Annotated in this window: 11 protein-coding genes; 5 read left to right on the top strand and 6 right to left on the bottom strand. The window is 70.8% G+C overall.

Translation table 11 applies throughout. The features are described 5' to 3' along the window. Window positions 1-3: 3 nt before the first annotated feature. Window positions 4-1,101 (bottom strand): NAD(P)/FAD-dependent oxidoreductase, encoded by a 1,098-nt coding sequence (locus tag LGR69_RS08420; RefSeq protein ID WP_230365757.1) that lies wholly within the window; start codon window positions 1,099-1,101, stop codon window positions 4-6. Window positions 1,102-1,405: 304 nt separating this feature from the next. Between LGR69_RS08420 and LGR69_RS08425 the strand changes: the two genes are divergently transcribed. Next, window positions 1,406-1,813: a Ros/MucR family transcriptional regulator gene (locus tag LGR69_RS08425; RefSeq protein ID WP_007561203.1), complete on the top strand. Its 408-nt coding sequence runs from the start codon at window positions 1,406-1,408 to the stop codon at window positions 1,811-1,813. A 39-nt stretch (window positions 1,814-1,852) separates the two neighbouring features. Here the strand turns inward: LGR69_RS08425 and LGR69_RS08430 are convergent, their stop codons facing one another. The 3 genes from LGR69_RS08430 to LGR69_RS08440 all read right to left on the bottom strand — a co-directional run bounded on the left by LGR69_RS08430 (window position 1,853) and on the right by LGR69_RS08440 (window position 5,831). Next, window positions 1,853-4,504, bottom strand: coding sequence for an MGH1-like glycoside hydrolase domain-containing protein (locus LGR69_RS08430; protein WP_230365758.1), 2,652 nt, complete (start codon window positions 4,502-4,504; stop codon window positions 1,853-1,855). A 341-nt stretch (window positions 4,505-4,845) separates the two neighbouring features. After that, window positions 4,846-5,511, bottom strand: a complete 666-nt coding sequence (locus tag LGR69_RS08435) for an HAD-IA family hydrolase (RefSeq protein WP_230365759.1) — start codon at window positions 5,509-5,511, stop codon at window positions 4,846-4,848. An 83-nt stretch (window positions 5,512-5,594) separates the two neighbouring features. Beyond that, window positions 5,595-5,831, bottom strand: a complete 237-nt coding sequence (locus tag LGR69_RS08440; protein ID WP_007561210.1) for a hypothetical protein — start codon at window positions 5,829-5,831, stop codon at window positions 5,595-5,597. 189 nt (window positions 5,832-6,020) lie between these two features. Between LGR69_RS08440 and trpA the strand changes: the two genes are divergently transcribed. The 4 genes from trpA (at window position 6,021) to LGR69_RS08460 (ending at window position 10,270) form a co-directional block, all read left to right on the top strand. Next, window positions 6,021-6,860, top strand: coding sequence for a tryptophan synthase subunit alpha (trpA, locus tag LGR69_RS08445; protein WP_230365760.1), 840 nt, complete (start codon window positions 6,021-6,023; stop codon window positions 6,858-6,860). Window positions 6,861-6,932: 72 nt separating this feature from the next. Then, window positions 6,933-7,829 carry an acetyl-CoA carboxylase, carboxyltransferase subunit beta gene (gene accD / locus LGR69_RS08450; RefSeq protein WP_007561214.1) on the top strand — a complete coding sequence of 299 codons (897 nt, stop codon included), beginning with the start codon at window positions 6,933-6,935 and terminating at the stop codon, window positions 7,827-7,829. Window positions 7,830-7,838: 9 nt separating this feature from the next. Beyond that, window positions 7,839-9,164: a bifunctional folylpolyglutamate synthase/dihydrofolate synthase gene (locus LGR69_RS08455; RefSeq protein WP_007561216.1), complete on the top strand. Its 1,326-nt coding sequence runs from the start codon at window positions 7,839-7,841 to the stop codon at window positions 9,162-9,164. A 206-nt stretch (window positions 9,165-9,370) separates the two neighbouring features. Further along, the gene (locus LGR69_RS08460) at window positions 9,371-10,270 is read left to right on the top strand and encodes an outer membrane protein (protein WP_122162514.1); all 900 of its coding nucleotides are present in this window, start codon (window positions 9,371-9,373) and stop codon (window positions 10,268-10,270) included. Between the two features lie 119 nt (window positions 10,271-10,389). Here LGR69_RS08460 and trxA read toward each other — a convergent pair whose 3' ends face one another. Both trxA and addA read right to left on the bottom strand, forming a co-directional pair. After that, window positions 10,390-10,713, bottom strand: coding sequence for a thioredoxin (gene trxA / locus LGR69_RS08465; protein ID WP_007561219.1), 324 nt, complete (start codon window positions 10,711-10,713; stop codon window positions 10,390-10,392). A 349-nt stretch (window positions 10,714-11,062) separates the two neighbouring features. Then, window positions 11,063-14,551 carry a double-strand break repair helicase AddA gene (addA, locus tag LGR69_RS08470; RefSeq protein WP_230365761.1) on the bottom strand — a complete coding sequence of 1,163 codons (3,489 nt, stop codon included), beginning with the start codon at window positions 14,549-14,551 and terminating at the stop codon, window positions 11,063-11,065. Window positions 14,552-14,641: the final 90 nt, after the last annotated feature.

Consider the following 14,641-nt stretch of genomic DNA (forward strand, 5'->3'; position numbering starts at 1 on the left):
GCCTCAGGCGTCGAGCTGCCCGGCCACCGCCTCGGCGAGCGACAGGCTCGAGGTCAGCCCCGGGCTCTCGATCCCGAACAGGTGGACGATCCCGGGCAGCCCGTGCTCCTCCGGTCCGTCGATCCGAAAGTCCGCCGCCGTCTCGCCCGGGCCGGTGAGCTTGGGGCGCAGGCCGGCATAGTCCGGGTAGAGCGCCCCGTCCGGCAGGCCCGGCCAGTAGCGGCGGATCGCGCCGTAGAAACTGTCCGCGCGGGTCGGGTCGACCCGGTAGTCGAAGCCCTCGACCCATTCCACGTCGGGGCCGAACCGGGTGCGGCCGGCGAGATCCAGGGTGAGGTGGATGCCCAGCCCGCCGTCGATCCGCGGCGCGGGATAGATCAGACGCGAGAAGGCCGGCTTGCCGGTGCAGCCGAAATAATTGCCCCGGGCGAGGCGCAGCACCGGCACGCGCTCGGCCGGATAGCCCTCCGTGCGTGCGGCGAGCGCGGGCGCCCCGAAGCTCGCGGCGTTGACCACGGCGTCGAAGGCCAGCTCGACCGGCTCGCTGCCGCCGAAGGCCGCGTGCCATTGTCCGTCCCGGCGGGACAGGCGCTCCACCGGCGTGCGCAGGGCCAGGGCGCCGCCGTGGTCCTCGATCACGCCGAGCAGCGCGAGCATCAGCGCGTGGCTGTCGACGATCCCGGTATGGGGCGCGTGCAGCGCCAGGGTGCAGGCAAGGTTGGGCTCCAGGCGCTTCGCCGCTGCGGCGTCGAGCAGCTCGAGCCCGCGGACGCCGTTGGCCTCGCCCTGCTGCCGGATCGCCGCGATCGTGTCGGCCTCGGCATCGTCACCGGCGACGATTAACTTGCCGCAGGCCCGGTGCGGCACCCCGTGGTTCGCGCAGAAGTTGTATAACTTCTCGGCGCCGTCGACGCAGTGTCGGGCGCGGGCGGAACCGGACGGGTAGTACATGCCGCCATGGATCACTTCGGAGCTGCGGGCGGACACGCCGGTCCCGAACGCCTCCTCGGCCTCCGCCACGATGACGACGTGGCCGCGCAGCGCGAAGGCCCGCCCCACGGCCAAGCCGACCACGCCGGCGCCGACGACCAGAACCTCCATCCCCGCCACTCTCGATGTTCGCCCCAACAGGGCCGGTGAGTCCTCAATACCGCACCCGTGCCGTCTCGTAGGCCCGCATGTTGATTCCGCGTTGACCGTATTTATCAATTCTAAGTAGAAACAGGCGCCAAATAGATGCTCGCGGTGGTTGTAAGCGTAGCGAGCGGGCGCATAATGCCACCACGCGCTGCCCGATGGCGGACCGGATTTCTGTTCCGGGCTCCATCGCCGGCCGCCGACAGCACAACAGCCTAACGACCCGACAAAGCCGCATCGTCCGACCGAGACACCTTAGGAGATGACCATGCAGACGACCTCCCCGAGCGTCGAACTCGCCGCCAAGATCCTAAGCGCCTACGTCACCAAGAACAGCGTGCCGGCGGGTGCTCTGCCCAGCCTTCTGTCCGAGGTGCACCGCTCGATCACCGCGCTGGATGCGCCGGCCGAGCGTCAGGTCAAGCGGCCGACCGAGGCGCAGATCCGCGCGTCGATCCGCCCCGATACGATCATGAGCTTCGAGGACGGCAAGTCCTACAAGGCCCTGCGCCGGCACCTGACCCTGCGCGGCCTCACGCCGGAAGCGTACAAGGCCAAGTGGGGCCTGCCGGTGGATTACCCGCTGGTCTCGGCGGCCTACAGCGCCCGGCGCTCGAAGATCTCCCGGGAGATCGGGCTCGGCCAGAAGCTGCGGATGCAGCAGGCGGCCGAGTAGGAGCGGTTCCCATCGGGTCGATCGAGCCGGCCGTGCCCGTCACGGCCGGCTCTCTGCTGTCGAGACCTCCTGGATCAGGAGCGCCACGAGGCCGGACCAGCCGGTCTGATGCGAGGCGCCGACGCCCCGTCCGTTATCGCCGTCGTAATATTCGTAGAACAGCACCAGATCGCGGAAATGCGGATCCTCCTGCTCGATCCGGCTCGTTCCGTAGACCGGCCGGTGTCCGTCCGGGCCGCGGGTCGAGAGGCCGATGAGCCGCAGGGACAGCTTCTCGGCGATCTCCCGGAGCGAGTAGGTCCGCCCCGAGCCGGTCGGCGCCTCCACGCGGAAATCCGGGCCGTAATAGGCGTAGAACTGTCTCAAGCCGGCGATCAGCAGGTAATTCACCGGCATCCAGACCGGCCCGCGCCAGTTGGAATTGCCGCCGAACAGGCGTGAGCGCGATTCCGCCGGCTCGTAGGCGAGCCCCATGTCCCGGCCGTTCCACGGGAAGCAGAACGGCTGGTCCGCGTAGCTGCGCGAGACCGCCCGCAGCCCGTGCTCGGACAGGAACTCTGCCGGGTCGAGGGCCCGGTGCAGCAGCGCCTTCAGCCGGTGGCCGCGCAGCAGCGACAGCAGCACGGTCTGGCCTTCGCCGGGCACGTTCCAGCGCGAGACCAGGGTGGCCAGATCGGGGCGGTTCCGGAGGAAGAACGCCATCCGGCTCCGGAGAGAGGGCAGCTTCTCCAGATCGCGCTCGCTGATCGTCGTGACCGCGAAGATCGGGATCAGCCCGACCATGGTCCGGACACGGATCGGCAGGCGGTTCCCGTCGCGGGCCTCGATCACGTCGTAGAAAAAACCGTCCGTCTCGTCCCAGACGCCGTCGCCGGTCGCCGCGGCGATGAGCAGGAAATGCTCGAAGAACTTCTCCGCCATGTCCTCGTAGGTCGGGTCCTGCATCGCCAGCTCGATGGCGATGCGCATCAGGTTGAGCGCGTAGGCCGCCATCCAGGCGGTCGCGTCGGACTGGGTGAGGGTGGCGCCGTCGCCGACCGGCTTCGAGCGGTCGAAGATGCCGATATTGTCGAGCCCGAGGAAGCCGCCCTGGAACAGGTTGCGGTCGTCGGAATCCTTGCGGTTGACCCACCAGGTGAAATTCAGGGTCAGCTTGTTGAAGATGCGCTTCAGGAAGACGTGGTCGGGCGTGCCGGTGAGCGCCCGGTCGATCTCGAATACCCGCCAGGCGGCGAGCCCGTGGATCGGCGGGTTGGCGTCCCCGAACCCCCATTCATAGGCGGGAAGCGCCGCGTTCGGGTGGGCATAGGCCTCGTCGACGAGCAGCAGCAGCTGGTTCTTGGCGAAATCCGGATCGAACAGGGCGAACACGATCGCCTGGAGGGCGAGGTCCCAGGAGGCGAACCAGGGATATTCCCAGGCATCCGGCATCGAGATGATGTCGTTGGCGCGCAGATGCGCCCAGTCGGCGTTGCGGCCGTGCCGCCGCGCGGGGGCGGGGGGCGGCTGGGCCGGATCGCCGGCCAGCCACTCGCGCACGTCGTAATGGTAGAGCTGCTTCGACCAGAGCATGCCGGCCAGCGCCTGCCGCTGGACGAGCCGCATCTCGGGATCGGGGATCGACGCCTGCAGGGCGTCGTAGAACGCGTCGGCCTCGTCCGCGCGGGCCGCGAACACCGCGTCGAAATCCGCGAAGGGCTCGCCCGGCGCCGTCTCCGGGCGCAGGCGCAACCGGAGAATGCGCGACTCCCCCGGGCCGAGATGCAGGTCGTAGCGGGCCGCGCATTTGGTGCCGGACAGGTGGTTGGCGGCTTCGGCCTCGCCCCGGACGACGCGCCGGTCGATCCCGTCCTTGTAGAAACCCGCCTCCGGCCCGCTGCCGAACAGCCGGTGCGTGTTGGTCTCGTTCTCGGTGAACAGCAGCTCGGCCGCGCCCTCGGCGAAGAAACGCATCGGCGCCACGCTCGGATGGCGCGCCCAGACCGACCCGTCCGAGCCGGCGGACAATTCGGGCTTCTCGGTCCCCGCCTTCCACGACCACAGGTTCCGGGCCCAGAGCTGCGGCAGCAGGGTGAGGTCGGCGGGCTCCGGGCCGCGGTTGGTGGCGGTGACCCGCATCAGCACGTCGTCGGGGCCGGCCTTGGCGTAGGCGATCTCGACATCGAAGTAGCGGCCTTCGTCGAACAGGCCGGTGTCGAGCAGCTCGAATTCCGGGTCGTCGAGGCCGCGGCTGCGGTTCTCCTCGACCAGGCGCTGATAGGGGAACGCGCCCTGCGGGTACTTGTAGAGCATCCGCATGAAGGCGTGGGTCGGGATACCGTCGAGGTAGTAGTACAGCTCCTTGACGTCCTCGCCGTGGTTGCCCTCGGCGTTGGTCAGGCCGAACAGGCGCTCCTTCAGGATCGGGTCGCGGCCATTCCACAGGGCGAGCGCCAGGCACCAGTTCAGGTGCCGGTCGCCGAAGCCGCCGATCCCGTCCTCGCCCCAGCGATAGGCCCGGGAGCGGGCGTGGTCGTGGGGCAGCGAGTCCCAGGCCTCGCCGTCGGCGCTGTAATCCTCCCGCACCGTGCCCCATTGCCGGTCGCTGAGATACGGCCCCCAGCGCCGCCAGGCCGGGTCGGTGCGCGCCTGCACCAGCCGCTGCCCCTCCGCAGTCTCGAAGAGGCCCGGGACGCCGTTCGGCTTGGTCATACGGTCGATGCTCCCGCGCACGTTCTGGATGTACGCCCGGATACTGCCGTGGTTGAGCAGGGAGAAGTCAATCGGGGCGCGGTCTCCCGGATCGCGCTCATCGATTCTGCGAGCAGCACTCGAGCGACCGCAGGATAATCAACCCTGTCAACCCGGGGCCGCGAAGCGGAGCCCGGAATCCGAAACCATAGGTCGAGCAGGATCTTGCACCGTCGGCGGCTCTGGATTCCGGGCTCGCCTCCGGCGCCCCGGGATGACCGTGTGAAGGCTTATGCGGCGATGCAAGGCCTGGGATTTTGGCGGATCGTATGTCCAGATACGGTTGTCCGGATTGACCGCGCTCAGTGGGCAGAAGCGATACGGAGACCATCCGGCCCGGCATCGACCGTCAGCGCCCGATAATCGGGAATCGTCGCGTGCGCCGTCTCGATCGGGGCGTGGTGGGTCGCCGTGACCACAACGACCGTGGCGCCCGCCGCCGCGCCGGCTTGGATGCCGGCCGGGGCATCCTCGAACACCAGGCAATCCGCGGCCGCGACGCCCAGGCGCTCGGCGGCCAGCAGGAAACAATCCGGCGCGGGCTTGCCCCGATCGATGTCCTCGGCGGCGACGAGCAGGGCCGGAACCGGCATGCCGGCGGCGTCCAGGCGGCGCAGGGCGAGCTCCCGGGGCGCCGAGGTGACGATCGCCCAGCGCTCGGGCGGCAGAGCTTGCAGGAACGCGCGGGCGCCCGGGATCTCGGCGATGTCGCCGACATCCTCGATCTCCGCCCGGGTGATGGCGGCGGCCTCGGCCTCCGGATCGACACCGGGCAGGCCGAGCCGGCGGATCGTGTCCACCGAGCGGACCCCGTGGATCGTCGGCAGGAAACGCGCCACGTCGAGGCTGTGGCTCTGTGCCCAGCGCGTCCAGGCCCGCTCCGCCGAAGCGATCGAGCTGATGATCGTCCCGTCCATGTCGAACAGGAAGGCGGCGAAGCGGCGCGTCGGGAGGTCTTGGGTCGTCATGCCCGAGGGCTACGCGGGCCGGGGCGGGCCGGCAACCGCGCCGCGCGCACGGCCGCTGCCCGCCCGGTCCCCGTTGACCGGCCTCAGGACTCCTTCGTCTCGGAGCCGGGCGCCTGCCGGTTGGCCGCGTGGTCCTGGTACTGCTCGGTCTGGACCGCCTTGCCGTCGAGCCCGCGCTCGTCGCTGTGCCGGGACTTGTCCCGGTTGCTCAGGACCTCGTTCTCGCCGAGCACGCCGTCCGGCAGATCGGTCATGCCGCCGCTGCCCGAGCCCTTGCCGTGACCGCCCGGGCCCATGTGGTGCTTGTCGGCCTTCGCCATGTCGCGCTCCTCATCATCCTGGGGGTGTGGACGCCGGGAGATGGAGTCCGCGATCGGCAGGACAAGGCGGGGGCGGCCGACCCCGTGGCCGCAGGGGCGAGCGCTTCACGGGCCGACGCCGATGGTGTAGCGCGGAGATAATCCTGGGCCGGATCCGGTCCCGACGCCGCGAAAACCCGTATCAGATCCATGCCGAGCCGCATCGACGCCACCTTCGCCCGTGCCCGCGCGGAGAACCGGGCCGTCCTGGTCACCTACGTGATGGCGGGCGATCCCGACCCGGAGACCTCCCTGGAGATCCTGAAGGCGCTCCCCGGCGCCGGCGCCGACATCCTGGAATTCGGCCTGCCCTTCACCGACCCGATGGCCGACGGCCCGGCGATCCAGGCCGCGGGCCTGCGCGCCCTCAAGGCCGGCCAGGGCGTGGCCGGCACGCTCGACCTCGTGCGCCGCTTTCGCGCCGAGAACGACGGCACGCCGATCGTACTGATGGGCTATTTCAACCCGATCCACACCTACGGGGTCGATCGGTTCCTCGACGACGCGGTCGCGGCCGGGGTCGACGGGCTGATCGTGGTCGACCTGCCCCCGGAGGAGGATTCGGAGCTCTGCCTGCCGGCCTTGGCCAAGGGGCTCGCCTTCATCCGGCTCGCCACGCCGACCACCGACGAGCGCCGCCTGCCGGCCGTGCTCGCGAACACCGCGGGCTTCGTCTACTACGTGTCGATCACCGGCATCACCGGCACGGCGACACCGGATTTCGGCAAGGTCTCGGAGGCGGTTGCCCGCATCCGCCGCCACACCGACCTGCCCGTGGTGGTCGGCTTCGGGGTGAAGACCGGCGCCCACGCGACGGCGATCGCCAAGGGCGCCGACGGCGTGGTGGTCGGCTCGGCGCTGGTGGACACCCTGGTCCGCTCGCTGGATTCGGAAGGGCGGCCGCAGGCCGGCACGGTCCCGGCCGTGGCGGAGCTGGTCCGGGAGCTGGCCGCCGGCGTCCGCGCGGGCGGGGTCGAGCGGGCCGCCTGAACCGCGCGCCCTGGCGGAAGGGGCCACACCACCTGATATCAGCGCGAGCTTGAAGCGAACGGACGCGATTCGATGGTCGAACCGATGAACTGGATCTCGGAGGTGGTGCGCCCCCGGATCAAGACCCTGTTCAAGCGCGAGACGCCCGAGAACCTCTGGGTCAAGTGCCCGGATACCGGCCAGATGGTGTTCCACAAGGAGGTGGAGGCCAATCACTGGGTGATTCCGGGCTCCGAGCATCACCTGAAGATGAGCGCCACCGCGCGCCTCAAGATGATGTTCGACGAGGGCACCTGGATCGACGTGGCGCTGCCCGAGGTCGCCACCGACCCGCTGAAGTTCCGCGACGAGAAGCGCTACGTCGACCGCCTGAAGGAGGCCCGCGCCAAGACCGGGCTGCAGGACGCGTTCAAGATCGGCTTCGGCCGGGTCGGCGGCCTGCCCATGACCCTGGCGGCGCAGGAATTCGGCTTCATGGCCGGATCCCTCGGCATGGCGGCCGGCGAGGCCTTCGTACGCGGCGCCGAGACCGCCCTGGAGAAGCGCACCCCCTACGTGCTGTTCTCGGCCTCCGGCGGGGCACGCATGCAGGAAGGCATCCTGTCCCTCATGCAGATGCCCCGGACCACCGTGGCGGTGCGCCGGCTCAACGCCGCGCGTCTGCCCTACATCGTGGTGCTGACCAACCCGACCACCGGCGGCGTCACCGCCTCTTACGCGATGCTCGGCGACGTGCACCTGGCCGAGCCGGGTGCGCTGATCTGCTTCGCCGGCCCCCGGGTGATCGAGCAGACCATCCGCGAGAAGCTGCCGGACGGATTCCAGCGGGCGGAATACCTGCGCGAGCACGGCATGGTCGATCAGGTGGTCCACCGTCACGCCCTGAAGGAGACGATCACGCGCCTCTGCGGCCTGCTGACCAACGCCGCGACGAGCGATGCGCCGGTCCCCGCCCAGGCAGCGGCCTAGCCGGCCGCGATGGCATCCTCCGACGCCCTCATGGCGCGATTCCTCGCGCTCCATCCGCGCACCATCGACCTGTCGCTGGGGCGGATCGAGCGGCTGCTGTCCCGGCTGAACCATCCGGAGCGGCGCCTGCCGCCGGTGATCCACGTCGCCGGGACCAACGGCAAGGGCTCGACCATCGCGTTCATGCGGGCGATCCTGGAGGCCGGGGGCCTGGCCGCGCATGTCTACACCTCGCCCCATCTCGTCCGGTTCCACGAGCGGATCCGGCTCGGCGGGATCGGCGGCGGCCAGTTCGTGGACGAAGACCGGCTGGCCGATGCGTTCTCGCGCTGCGAGGCCGCCAATGCCGGCGAGCCGATCACCATGTTCGAGATCACCACGGCGGCGGCTCTGCTGCTGTTCTCGGCGAGCCCGGCCGACGTGCTGCTCCTCGAGGTCGGGCTGGGCGGGCGGCTCGATGCCACCAACGTCATCGCCCAGCCGGCCTGCGCGGTCGTGACCCCGATCGGCCGCGACCATGCCGAGTATCTCGGCGACACGGTCGAATCGGTGGCCGCCGAGAAGGCCGGGATCTTCAAGCGCGGTTGCCCGGCGGTGATCGCCGCCCAGGACTATGCCGAGGCCGACGCCGTCCTCTGCCGGCACGCCGAGGCCGTGGGGGCGGGCCCGATCCTGATCGGAAACCAGGATTTCTCCGTCCACGAGGAGCGCGGCCGCCTCGTCTACCAGGACGAGACCGACCTGTTCGACCTGCCGCGGCCGCGCCTGGCCGGACGCCATCAGCTGGTCAATGCCGGCACCGCGATCACGGCTCTGCGGGCGGCTGGGTTCGGCGATATCGGCAACGCCGCCCTGGAGCGCGGCCTCACCGAGGTCGACTGGCCCGGGCGGCTGCAGCGGCTCGGCCGCGGGCGGCTGGCCGCGCAGCTCGATCCCGGCGCCGAGCTGTGGCTCGACGGCGGCCATAACATCGATGGCGGCCGGATCCTTGCCGCCGCCATGGCCGATCTCGGCGAGCGCAGCGACGTGCCGCTGGTCCTGATCGTCGGTCTCCTCAGCACCAAGGACGCCGACGGGTTCCTGCGCAACTTCGTCGGTCTGGCCCGGGCGCTCATCGCGGTCCCGATCACCACCTCGATGGCGGCGCGACCGGCCGAAGAGGTGGCGCGAATCGGCGAGGATGTCGGCCTGTCGACTCGGACGGCGCCGAGCATCGAGGCGGCGCTGGCCCAGGTGAAGGACATCGCCTTCGAGCAGCCGCCGCGAATCCTGATCTGCGGCTCGCTCTACCTGGCCGGGCTGGTCCTGGCGGCCAACGACACGCCGCCTGTGTGAGGCGCGTCATGCCTCAGTCTTGGGCACTGGCTTTTTCGCGAAGGTTTGGTTAGCGCCCGGTAATCGCCGTCGATTCGCCGCATTCGACGCCGCGAAATCGCTCCCACGGCCACGCTTTCCCCCGGCTGTGGCCGCGAAGCTACATCCTGCATAGGTTTGATCCCCTAGCTTCGGGTTCGATCGGGCTTGTGATGGGGATCACAGACATGAAGACGCTTCTCACCTCTCTCGCGGCGTTTACCGCGCTCACCGCGGCGGCCTCCGCTGCCGACCTGCCGCGTCGCGCCGCGCCGCCGCCGGTGTTCACCCCCGTTCCGGTGTTCACCTGGACCGGCTTCTACTTCGGTATCAACGCCGGCTACGCTTTCGATGCCAGCGACACCGACAGCAACCGCGGCTTCGTCCAGACCGCCGGTAGCCCGGCCGTTCTCGGCGCCAACGGCCTCGTGCCGTACCGCGCCCTCGCGCCGCTCGGCTCGTCGCTGATCTACAACAAGAACAACCGCGAAGGCTTCTCCGGCGGTGGCCAGATCGGCTACAACTACCAGTTCACCCCGGGCTCGGGCGTCGTGATCGGCTTCGAGGCCGACGCGCAGTACCTCGATTTCGGTGGCCGTCCGCGCTACGCCACGAACGCCGCCGTCATCAACCAGGGCTTCATCCCGGTCAACGGCACCCTGAACACGCTGGACTTCTTCGGCACCGTGCGCGGCCGTCTCGGCTACGCCTTCGACAAGACCCTCGTGTACGCCACCGGCGGTTTCGCTTACGCCACCGGCGACCAGGGCACCCAGGGCGTCGCCTTCCAGAACTTCGCTGGCCGTCGCGACGACTTCAAGACCGGCTACACCGTCGGCGGCGGCGCCGAGTTCGCGCTCCCCACCGACTCGTTCCTGAACTTCTTCCGGTCGTCGGCCGTGACGTTCAAGGTCGAAGGTCTGTACGTGAGCCTCGACCGCAACCGCACCGGCCTGCCGCTGGTCGGCGCTGCCCTCAACACCGGCACCGTGCTGCCGGTCTACGCCGTCACCGGCAACACCAGCCGCAACACGAACGACTTCGCCGTCGTCCGCGCCGGCCTGAACTACAAGTTCGGCTCGTACTAAGACCGGACGATCGGTCCCGGGCGCCAAGCCCGGGACCACGGGATTGGGTCCCGAAACCGAGAAAGCCCGGCCTTGCGGCCGGGCTTTCTTTTTGTCGTCGCGCCGGAGGGGGCGGTGGCTCAGGCGACCTGTGCGCCGATCCAGCGGGAGAGATCGCCCTTGGGAGCGGCGCCGACCTTCTGATCGACCCGCTCGCCGTTCTTGAACAGCAGCAGCGTCGGGATCGAGCGGATGCCGTACTGGGCGGCGATCTGCGGGTTCTCGTCGACGTTGACCTTGGCGATCTTCACCTTGCCCTGGAGATCGGTGGCGATCTCCTCGAGCGCCGGGCCGATCTGGCGGCAGGGGCCGCACCACTCCGCCCAGAAATCCACCACGACGGGCTCGGCGGACTTGAGAACGTCCTGCTCGAAGCTCGCGTCGGTTACTTTCACCGTCGCCATAACGTCACCTTTCGCAACCGGCCGCCGGTCGGGCGGCCTCGGACGGGCAGGGGCCCGCGCGGTTCGACCAGAATTGGCGACGGCCCACCGCCCGGTCAAGCAGTCCGCCCGCCGATGCATGAGGGCGCCTCGAGGGGCGCATTGCAATGTGCGCTGGCGCATGTCGGCCGGGGAGGGGCGGGGGAGAAGGCCCTTCCACAGCATGGGGCCGTGTTGTTGCTTCCTTCGCCGAAAACCGCTTCCCGCCGTCAGTGCGAGCGTAGCGAAGCGACCCAATGCGGCGCGCCTTCTCCGAATGTAGTGTTTCCCTGGGTTGCTTCGCTGCGCTCGCCATGACGGTGCGCGCCCGTCAGCCCGCGATTCCCGCCTGGTCCAAAGCCGCCCGGATGTCGTCGCCGCTTAAGGGCCGGATCACCGGCCCCGAGGTCCAGATCAGCATCGGGCGAATCGTCCGGTCCGGATAGATCTGGCCCAGCAGCTTCGCGTAGAGCGCGATCTGGCCGGCTTCGGCGGGGGGCAGGGGCTCGTCCTCGGCCGGGGGGCGCCCGGTCTTGAAATCGGCGATCCGGATCGTGTCGGCGGAGACGGCGAGGCGATCGACGCGGCCCTGCACCACCCGCTCGGCCCCGCCGGCCCGGACGCGGCCCGTGAGGTTCACCTCGGCGCGGGCGTCGGGGGCGAACAGGGGGGCGAGGTCGGGATCGTCGATCAGGCGCAGGACCGAGCGGACGATGCCGTGGGTCGCCGGGCGCGGCAGGCCGGGGGCCCGGGCCCGCACGAAGGCGAGGCCGGCCGATTCCCGGCGCTCCGTCTCGATCCGGGGCAGGTGCTGCAACAGGGAATGGATCAGGATGCCGCGACGGCGCGCCTGGGCATCCGCCAGGCGGGGCGGCGGCACCCGCGAGCCGTCGGCCGCTTGCAGGGCGCCGGACGGGTTGAGGACCGGGATCTCCGGCTCCGGCGGGACCGGACTGCGCAGCCAGTCCGGCTCGGCCATGCGGGCCGCTGCCGCCGCGACCGGAAGCTCCGGCGGGCGCAGCGTCTCGGTGCCGTCCCGCCACAGGGTCGCGGGACCGTAGGGCAGCTCCAGAGCCTGGCCCGCGCCGAGGGCGGCTTCCAGACCGGCCCGGACCATCCGGCACCAGGCCGCCTCGCTCTCGCGCTCATGGCCCCGGAACGGTGCCACGATGAGCCGGTCGGCCGCCCGGGTCATCGCGACGTAGAGCAGGCGGTTGTGCTCCTGTCGGGCCCGGGCGAGGAGGGCCGCCCGGGCCTCGCCGGTGGCGGCGCAATCCTGTGTCTTCCCGCTCGACCAGACCGGCGGCAGAGCCGTGCTGGTGCCCGCCAGCGGCAGGAGCGGCGGGTCGTTGCGCCCCAGCGGCTCGCAGCCATCCAGGACCACGACCACCGGCGCCTCGAGGCCCTTGGCCCCGTGCACGGTCATCACCCGCACCTCGTCGCGGCCGGATTCCATGTCGCGCTTGACCGTGTGGCCGGCCTCGGTGCCGACATAGCGGGCCAGGAAGCCGCCGAGCGAGGGCGCGTCCTCGCCGGTCTCGGCCTGGGCGGCGGCGGCGAGAAACACGTCGATGGCGTCCCCCGCCTCGCCGCCCAGCCGGGCGACCAGCTTCGCGCGCCCGCCCTGCGGCCCGAGGAGCCGCGCGTAGAAGCCGAACGGGCCGTGGAGCCCCGCGAGCGCGATCCAGTCCGAGAGCGCGGAGAGGCCGCGGATCGCCGCCGGATCGCCGGCCGCGGCGTGGCGGTGCAGGGCATCCTCCAGGGTCTCCGACAGGTCGCGGCGGGCGGCGAGCCGCACCAGATCCTCGTCCGTGAGCCCGACCAGCGGCGTCTTGAGCGCGGTGGCGAGGGTCAAATCGTCAGCCGGCAGCAGCCCGGCCCGTCCGGCGGCGACGAGGTCGGCCACCGCGATATGGGCGGAGACTTCCAGCCGGTCCTGGCCGGCGACCGGCACCCCGAGATTCTTCAGGGCGCGGATCACCTCCTCGAAGGCCGGCCCGCGCTTGCGCACCAGGATCAGCACGTCGCCCGGGCGCCAGACCCGGCCGGTGGCGTCGCCCTGGCTCGTCCAGGTCCGCACCGCCTGCGCGACCCGGCGGGCCGTGACGATCGCCGGGGCGCTGGTCTCGGGGGCGTCCACCGGCGCCGTCCAGGCATCCGGCTCCGGCGTCGGCTCGGGCTCGGCGATCGGCCACAACTCCACCGCCCCGGGGGCGCCGGGCCGGGCGCTGGCATGGACCGTCCGCCGCGCGGAATCCTCGAAGGACAGGCCCTCGTTATGCGCGTCGAGGGCGAAGACCGCGTCGACCGCCTGGAGGACCAGGCCGGTAGAGCGGAACGACAGGGTCAGCGGCACGTCCTCGAAGGTGAGGCCGGCCGCGCGCGATTCCTGAATCCAGGCCGCCCGGGTGAGGGCGAATTCCCGCGGCTCGGCGCCCTGGAAGCCATAGATCGACTGCTTCGGGTCGCCCACGGCGAAGCGGGTCCGGGTCCCGGCCCGGGCTCCCTCGCCGGCGGCAAATTCCTGGGTGATCGCCCGCAGGATCTCCCACTGCTCCGGGTTGGTATCCTGCGCCTCGTCGACCAGCACATGGTCGATGCCGCGGTCGAGCTTGTACAGCACCCAGCCGGCCCCGACCCGGGCCAGTAGGTCGAGGGCCTTGTGGATCAGGTCGTCGAAATCCAGCGCCCCGAGCCGCGCCTTCTGGGCCTCGACCCGGCGGTGGATCTCGGCCGCGAGCTGGAACAGCGCCTGCGTCCGGGCATGGGCCCGGGCGGCGCGCAGGCGGTCGAACAGCGGCGCCAGCCGGTCGCGCTCGGCGATCAGGCATTCCTTCGCTGCGGCCGGGACGCTCTTTGTGCCGAGACTGCTGTCGGCCTTGGGCTCGTCCTTCTGGGTGAAGAACACCCCACGGTAGAGATCGAGCGCCTCGGACCGGTCCGGCAGACCCTCCGACTGCGCCCGCTCGGCCTCGGCCGCCGCCAGAGCCTCGGCGAGCTTCTCGTCGTTGGCCTTGCCGGTGCGCAAAGCCTCGATCAACGCCGCTCGATCCTCGGGGCGGCAGCCCGGGCCGCCCTCCAGGATCGCGGCCTCGAGCGCCTCCGCGTTCTCTTCGGCGGCAAGCCCCAAAGCCCCGTGCAAGTCTTCGAAGGACCGGTCCATCCGGGCCCGGTCGCCGATCAGACTCCGCGCGCGCAACGCGGAGCGGATCGCCGCCCGCAGGGTGTCGCCGGTGGCCTCCGGGGTGACCCGCGCCAGCGCGGCGCTGAGCGGCGTGTCGCCGTTCGAGACCGCATCGGCCAGCACGTTGGCCATCTCGATGTCGAAGATCTCCCGGGCCTTGGTCTCGTCCAGCACCACGAAGCGGGCGGGCACATTCGCCTCGAACGGGAACATGTGCAGGAGCCGCTCGCACAGGGCGTGCAGAGTCTCGATCTTGAGGCCCCCCGGCGTCTCCACCGCCCGGGCGAACAGGCGCCGGGCCATGCGCAGCCGCTCCGCGTCGGCCCGCTCCCCGGTCAGCGCCTCCAGCTCGGCGGCGAGCGCGGAATCGTCCAGGGTCACCCAGCGGCCGAGGAGGCGGAACACCCGGATCGCCATGTTGGCGGCCGCCGCCTTGGTAAAGGTCAGGCACAGGATCCGGCCCGGAGGCGCGCCGTCGAGGAGCAGCCGCACCACCCGGTCGGTGAGCACCTTGGTCTTGCCGGCCCCGGCATTGGCCGAGACCCAGGCCGAGGCCCGCGGATCGGCCGCCCGGCGCTGGTTGGCCTGGGTCAGATCGTCGACGACGAAGGGTCTGGGCGCGTGTACGCTGCTCAACGGTCTCGTCCGGATTGGGCTGGCCGACCTCTCTACAACAGAAATGCACCGGCGGGCCGAGCAAGGCGTCACACTGCGCCGAGCGGGATT

Source organism: Methylobacterium brachiatum, assembly GCF_020523825.1.
In the GTDB taxonomy this organism is placed as follows: Bacteria; Pseudomonadota; Alphaproteobacteria; order Rhizobiales; family Beijerinckiaceae; genus Methylobacterium; species Methylobacterium brachiatum.

What these genes read in the sequence shown, in the direction of transcription:
- accD (WP_007561214.1), top strand. Translation starts at nt 6,933, where the DNA reads ATGGTCGAACCGATGAACTGGATCTCGGAGGTGGTGCGCCCCCGGATC.
- LGR69_RS08430 (WP_230365758.1), bottom strand. Translation starts at nt 4,504, where the DNA reads ATGACCAAGCCGAACGGCGTCCCGGGCCTCTTCGAGACTGCGGAGGGG.
- LGR69_RS08440 (WP_007561210.1), bottom strand. Translation starts at nt 5,831, where the DNA reads ATGGCGAAGGCCGACAAGCACCACATGGGCCCGGGCGGTCACGGCAAG.
- LGR69_RS08455 (WP_007561216.1), top strand. Translation starts at nt 7,839, where the DNA reads ATGGCATCCTCCGACGCCCTCATGGCGCGATTCCTCGCGCTCCATCCG.
- trxA (WP_007561219.1), bottom strand. Translation starts at nt 10,713, where the DNA reads ATGGCGACGGTGAAAGTAACCGACGCGAGCTTCGAGCAGGACGTTCTC.
- LGR69_RS08420 (WP_230365757.1), bottom strand. Translation starts at nt 1,101, where the DNA reads ATGGAGGTTCTGGTCGTCGGCGCCGGCGTGGTCGGCTTGGCCGTGGGG.
- LGR69_RS08435 (WP_230365759.1), bottom strand. Translation starts at nt 5,511, where the DNA reads ATGACGACCCAAGACCTCCCGACGCGCCGCTTCGCCGCCTTCCTGTTC.
- LGR69_RS08425 (WP_007561203.1), top strand. Translation starts at nt 1,406, where the DNA reads ATGCAGACGACCTCCCCGAGCGTCGAACTCGCCGCCAAGATCCTAAGC.
- trpA (WP_230365760.1), top strand. Translation starts at nt 6,021, where the DNA reads ATGCCGAGCCGCATCGACGCCACCTTCGCCCGTGCCCGCGCGGAGAAC.
- LGR69_RS08460 (WP_122162514.1), top strand. Translation starts at nt 9,371, where the DNA reads ATGAAGACGCTTCTCACCTCTCTCGCGGCGTTTACCGCGCTCACCGCG.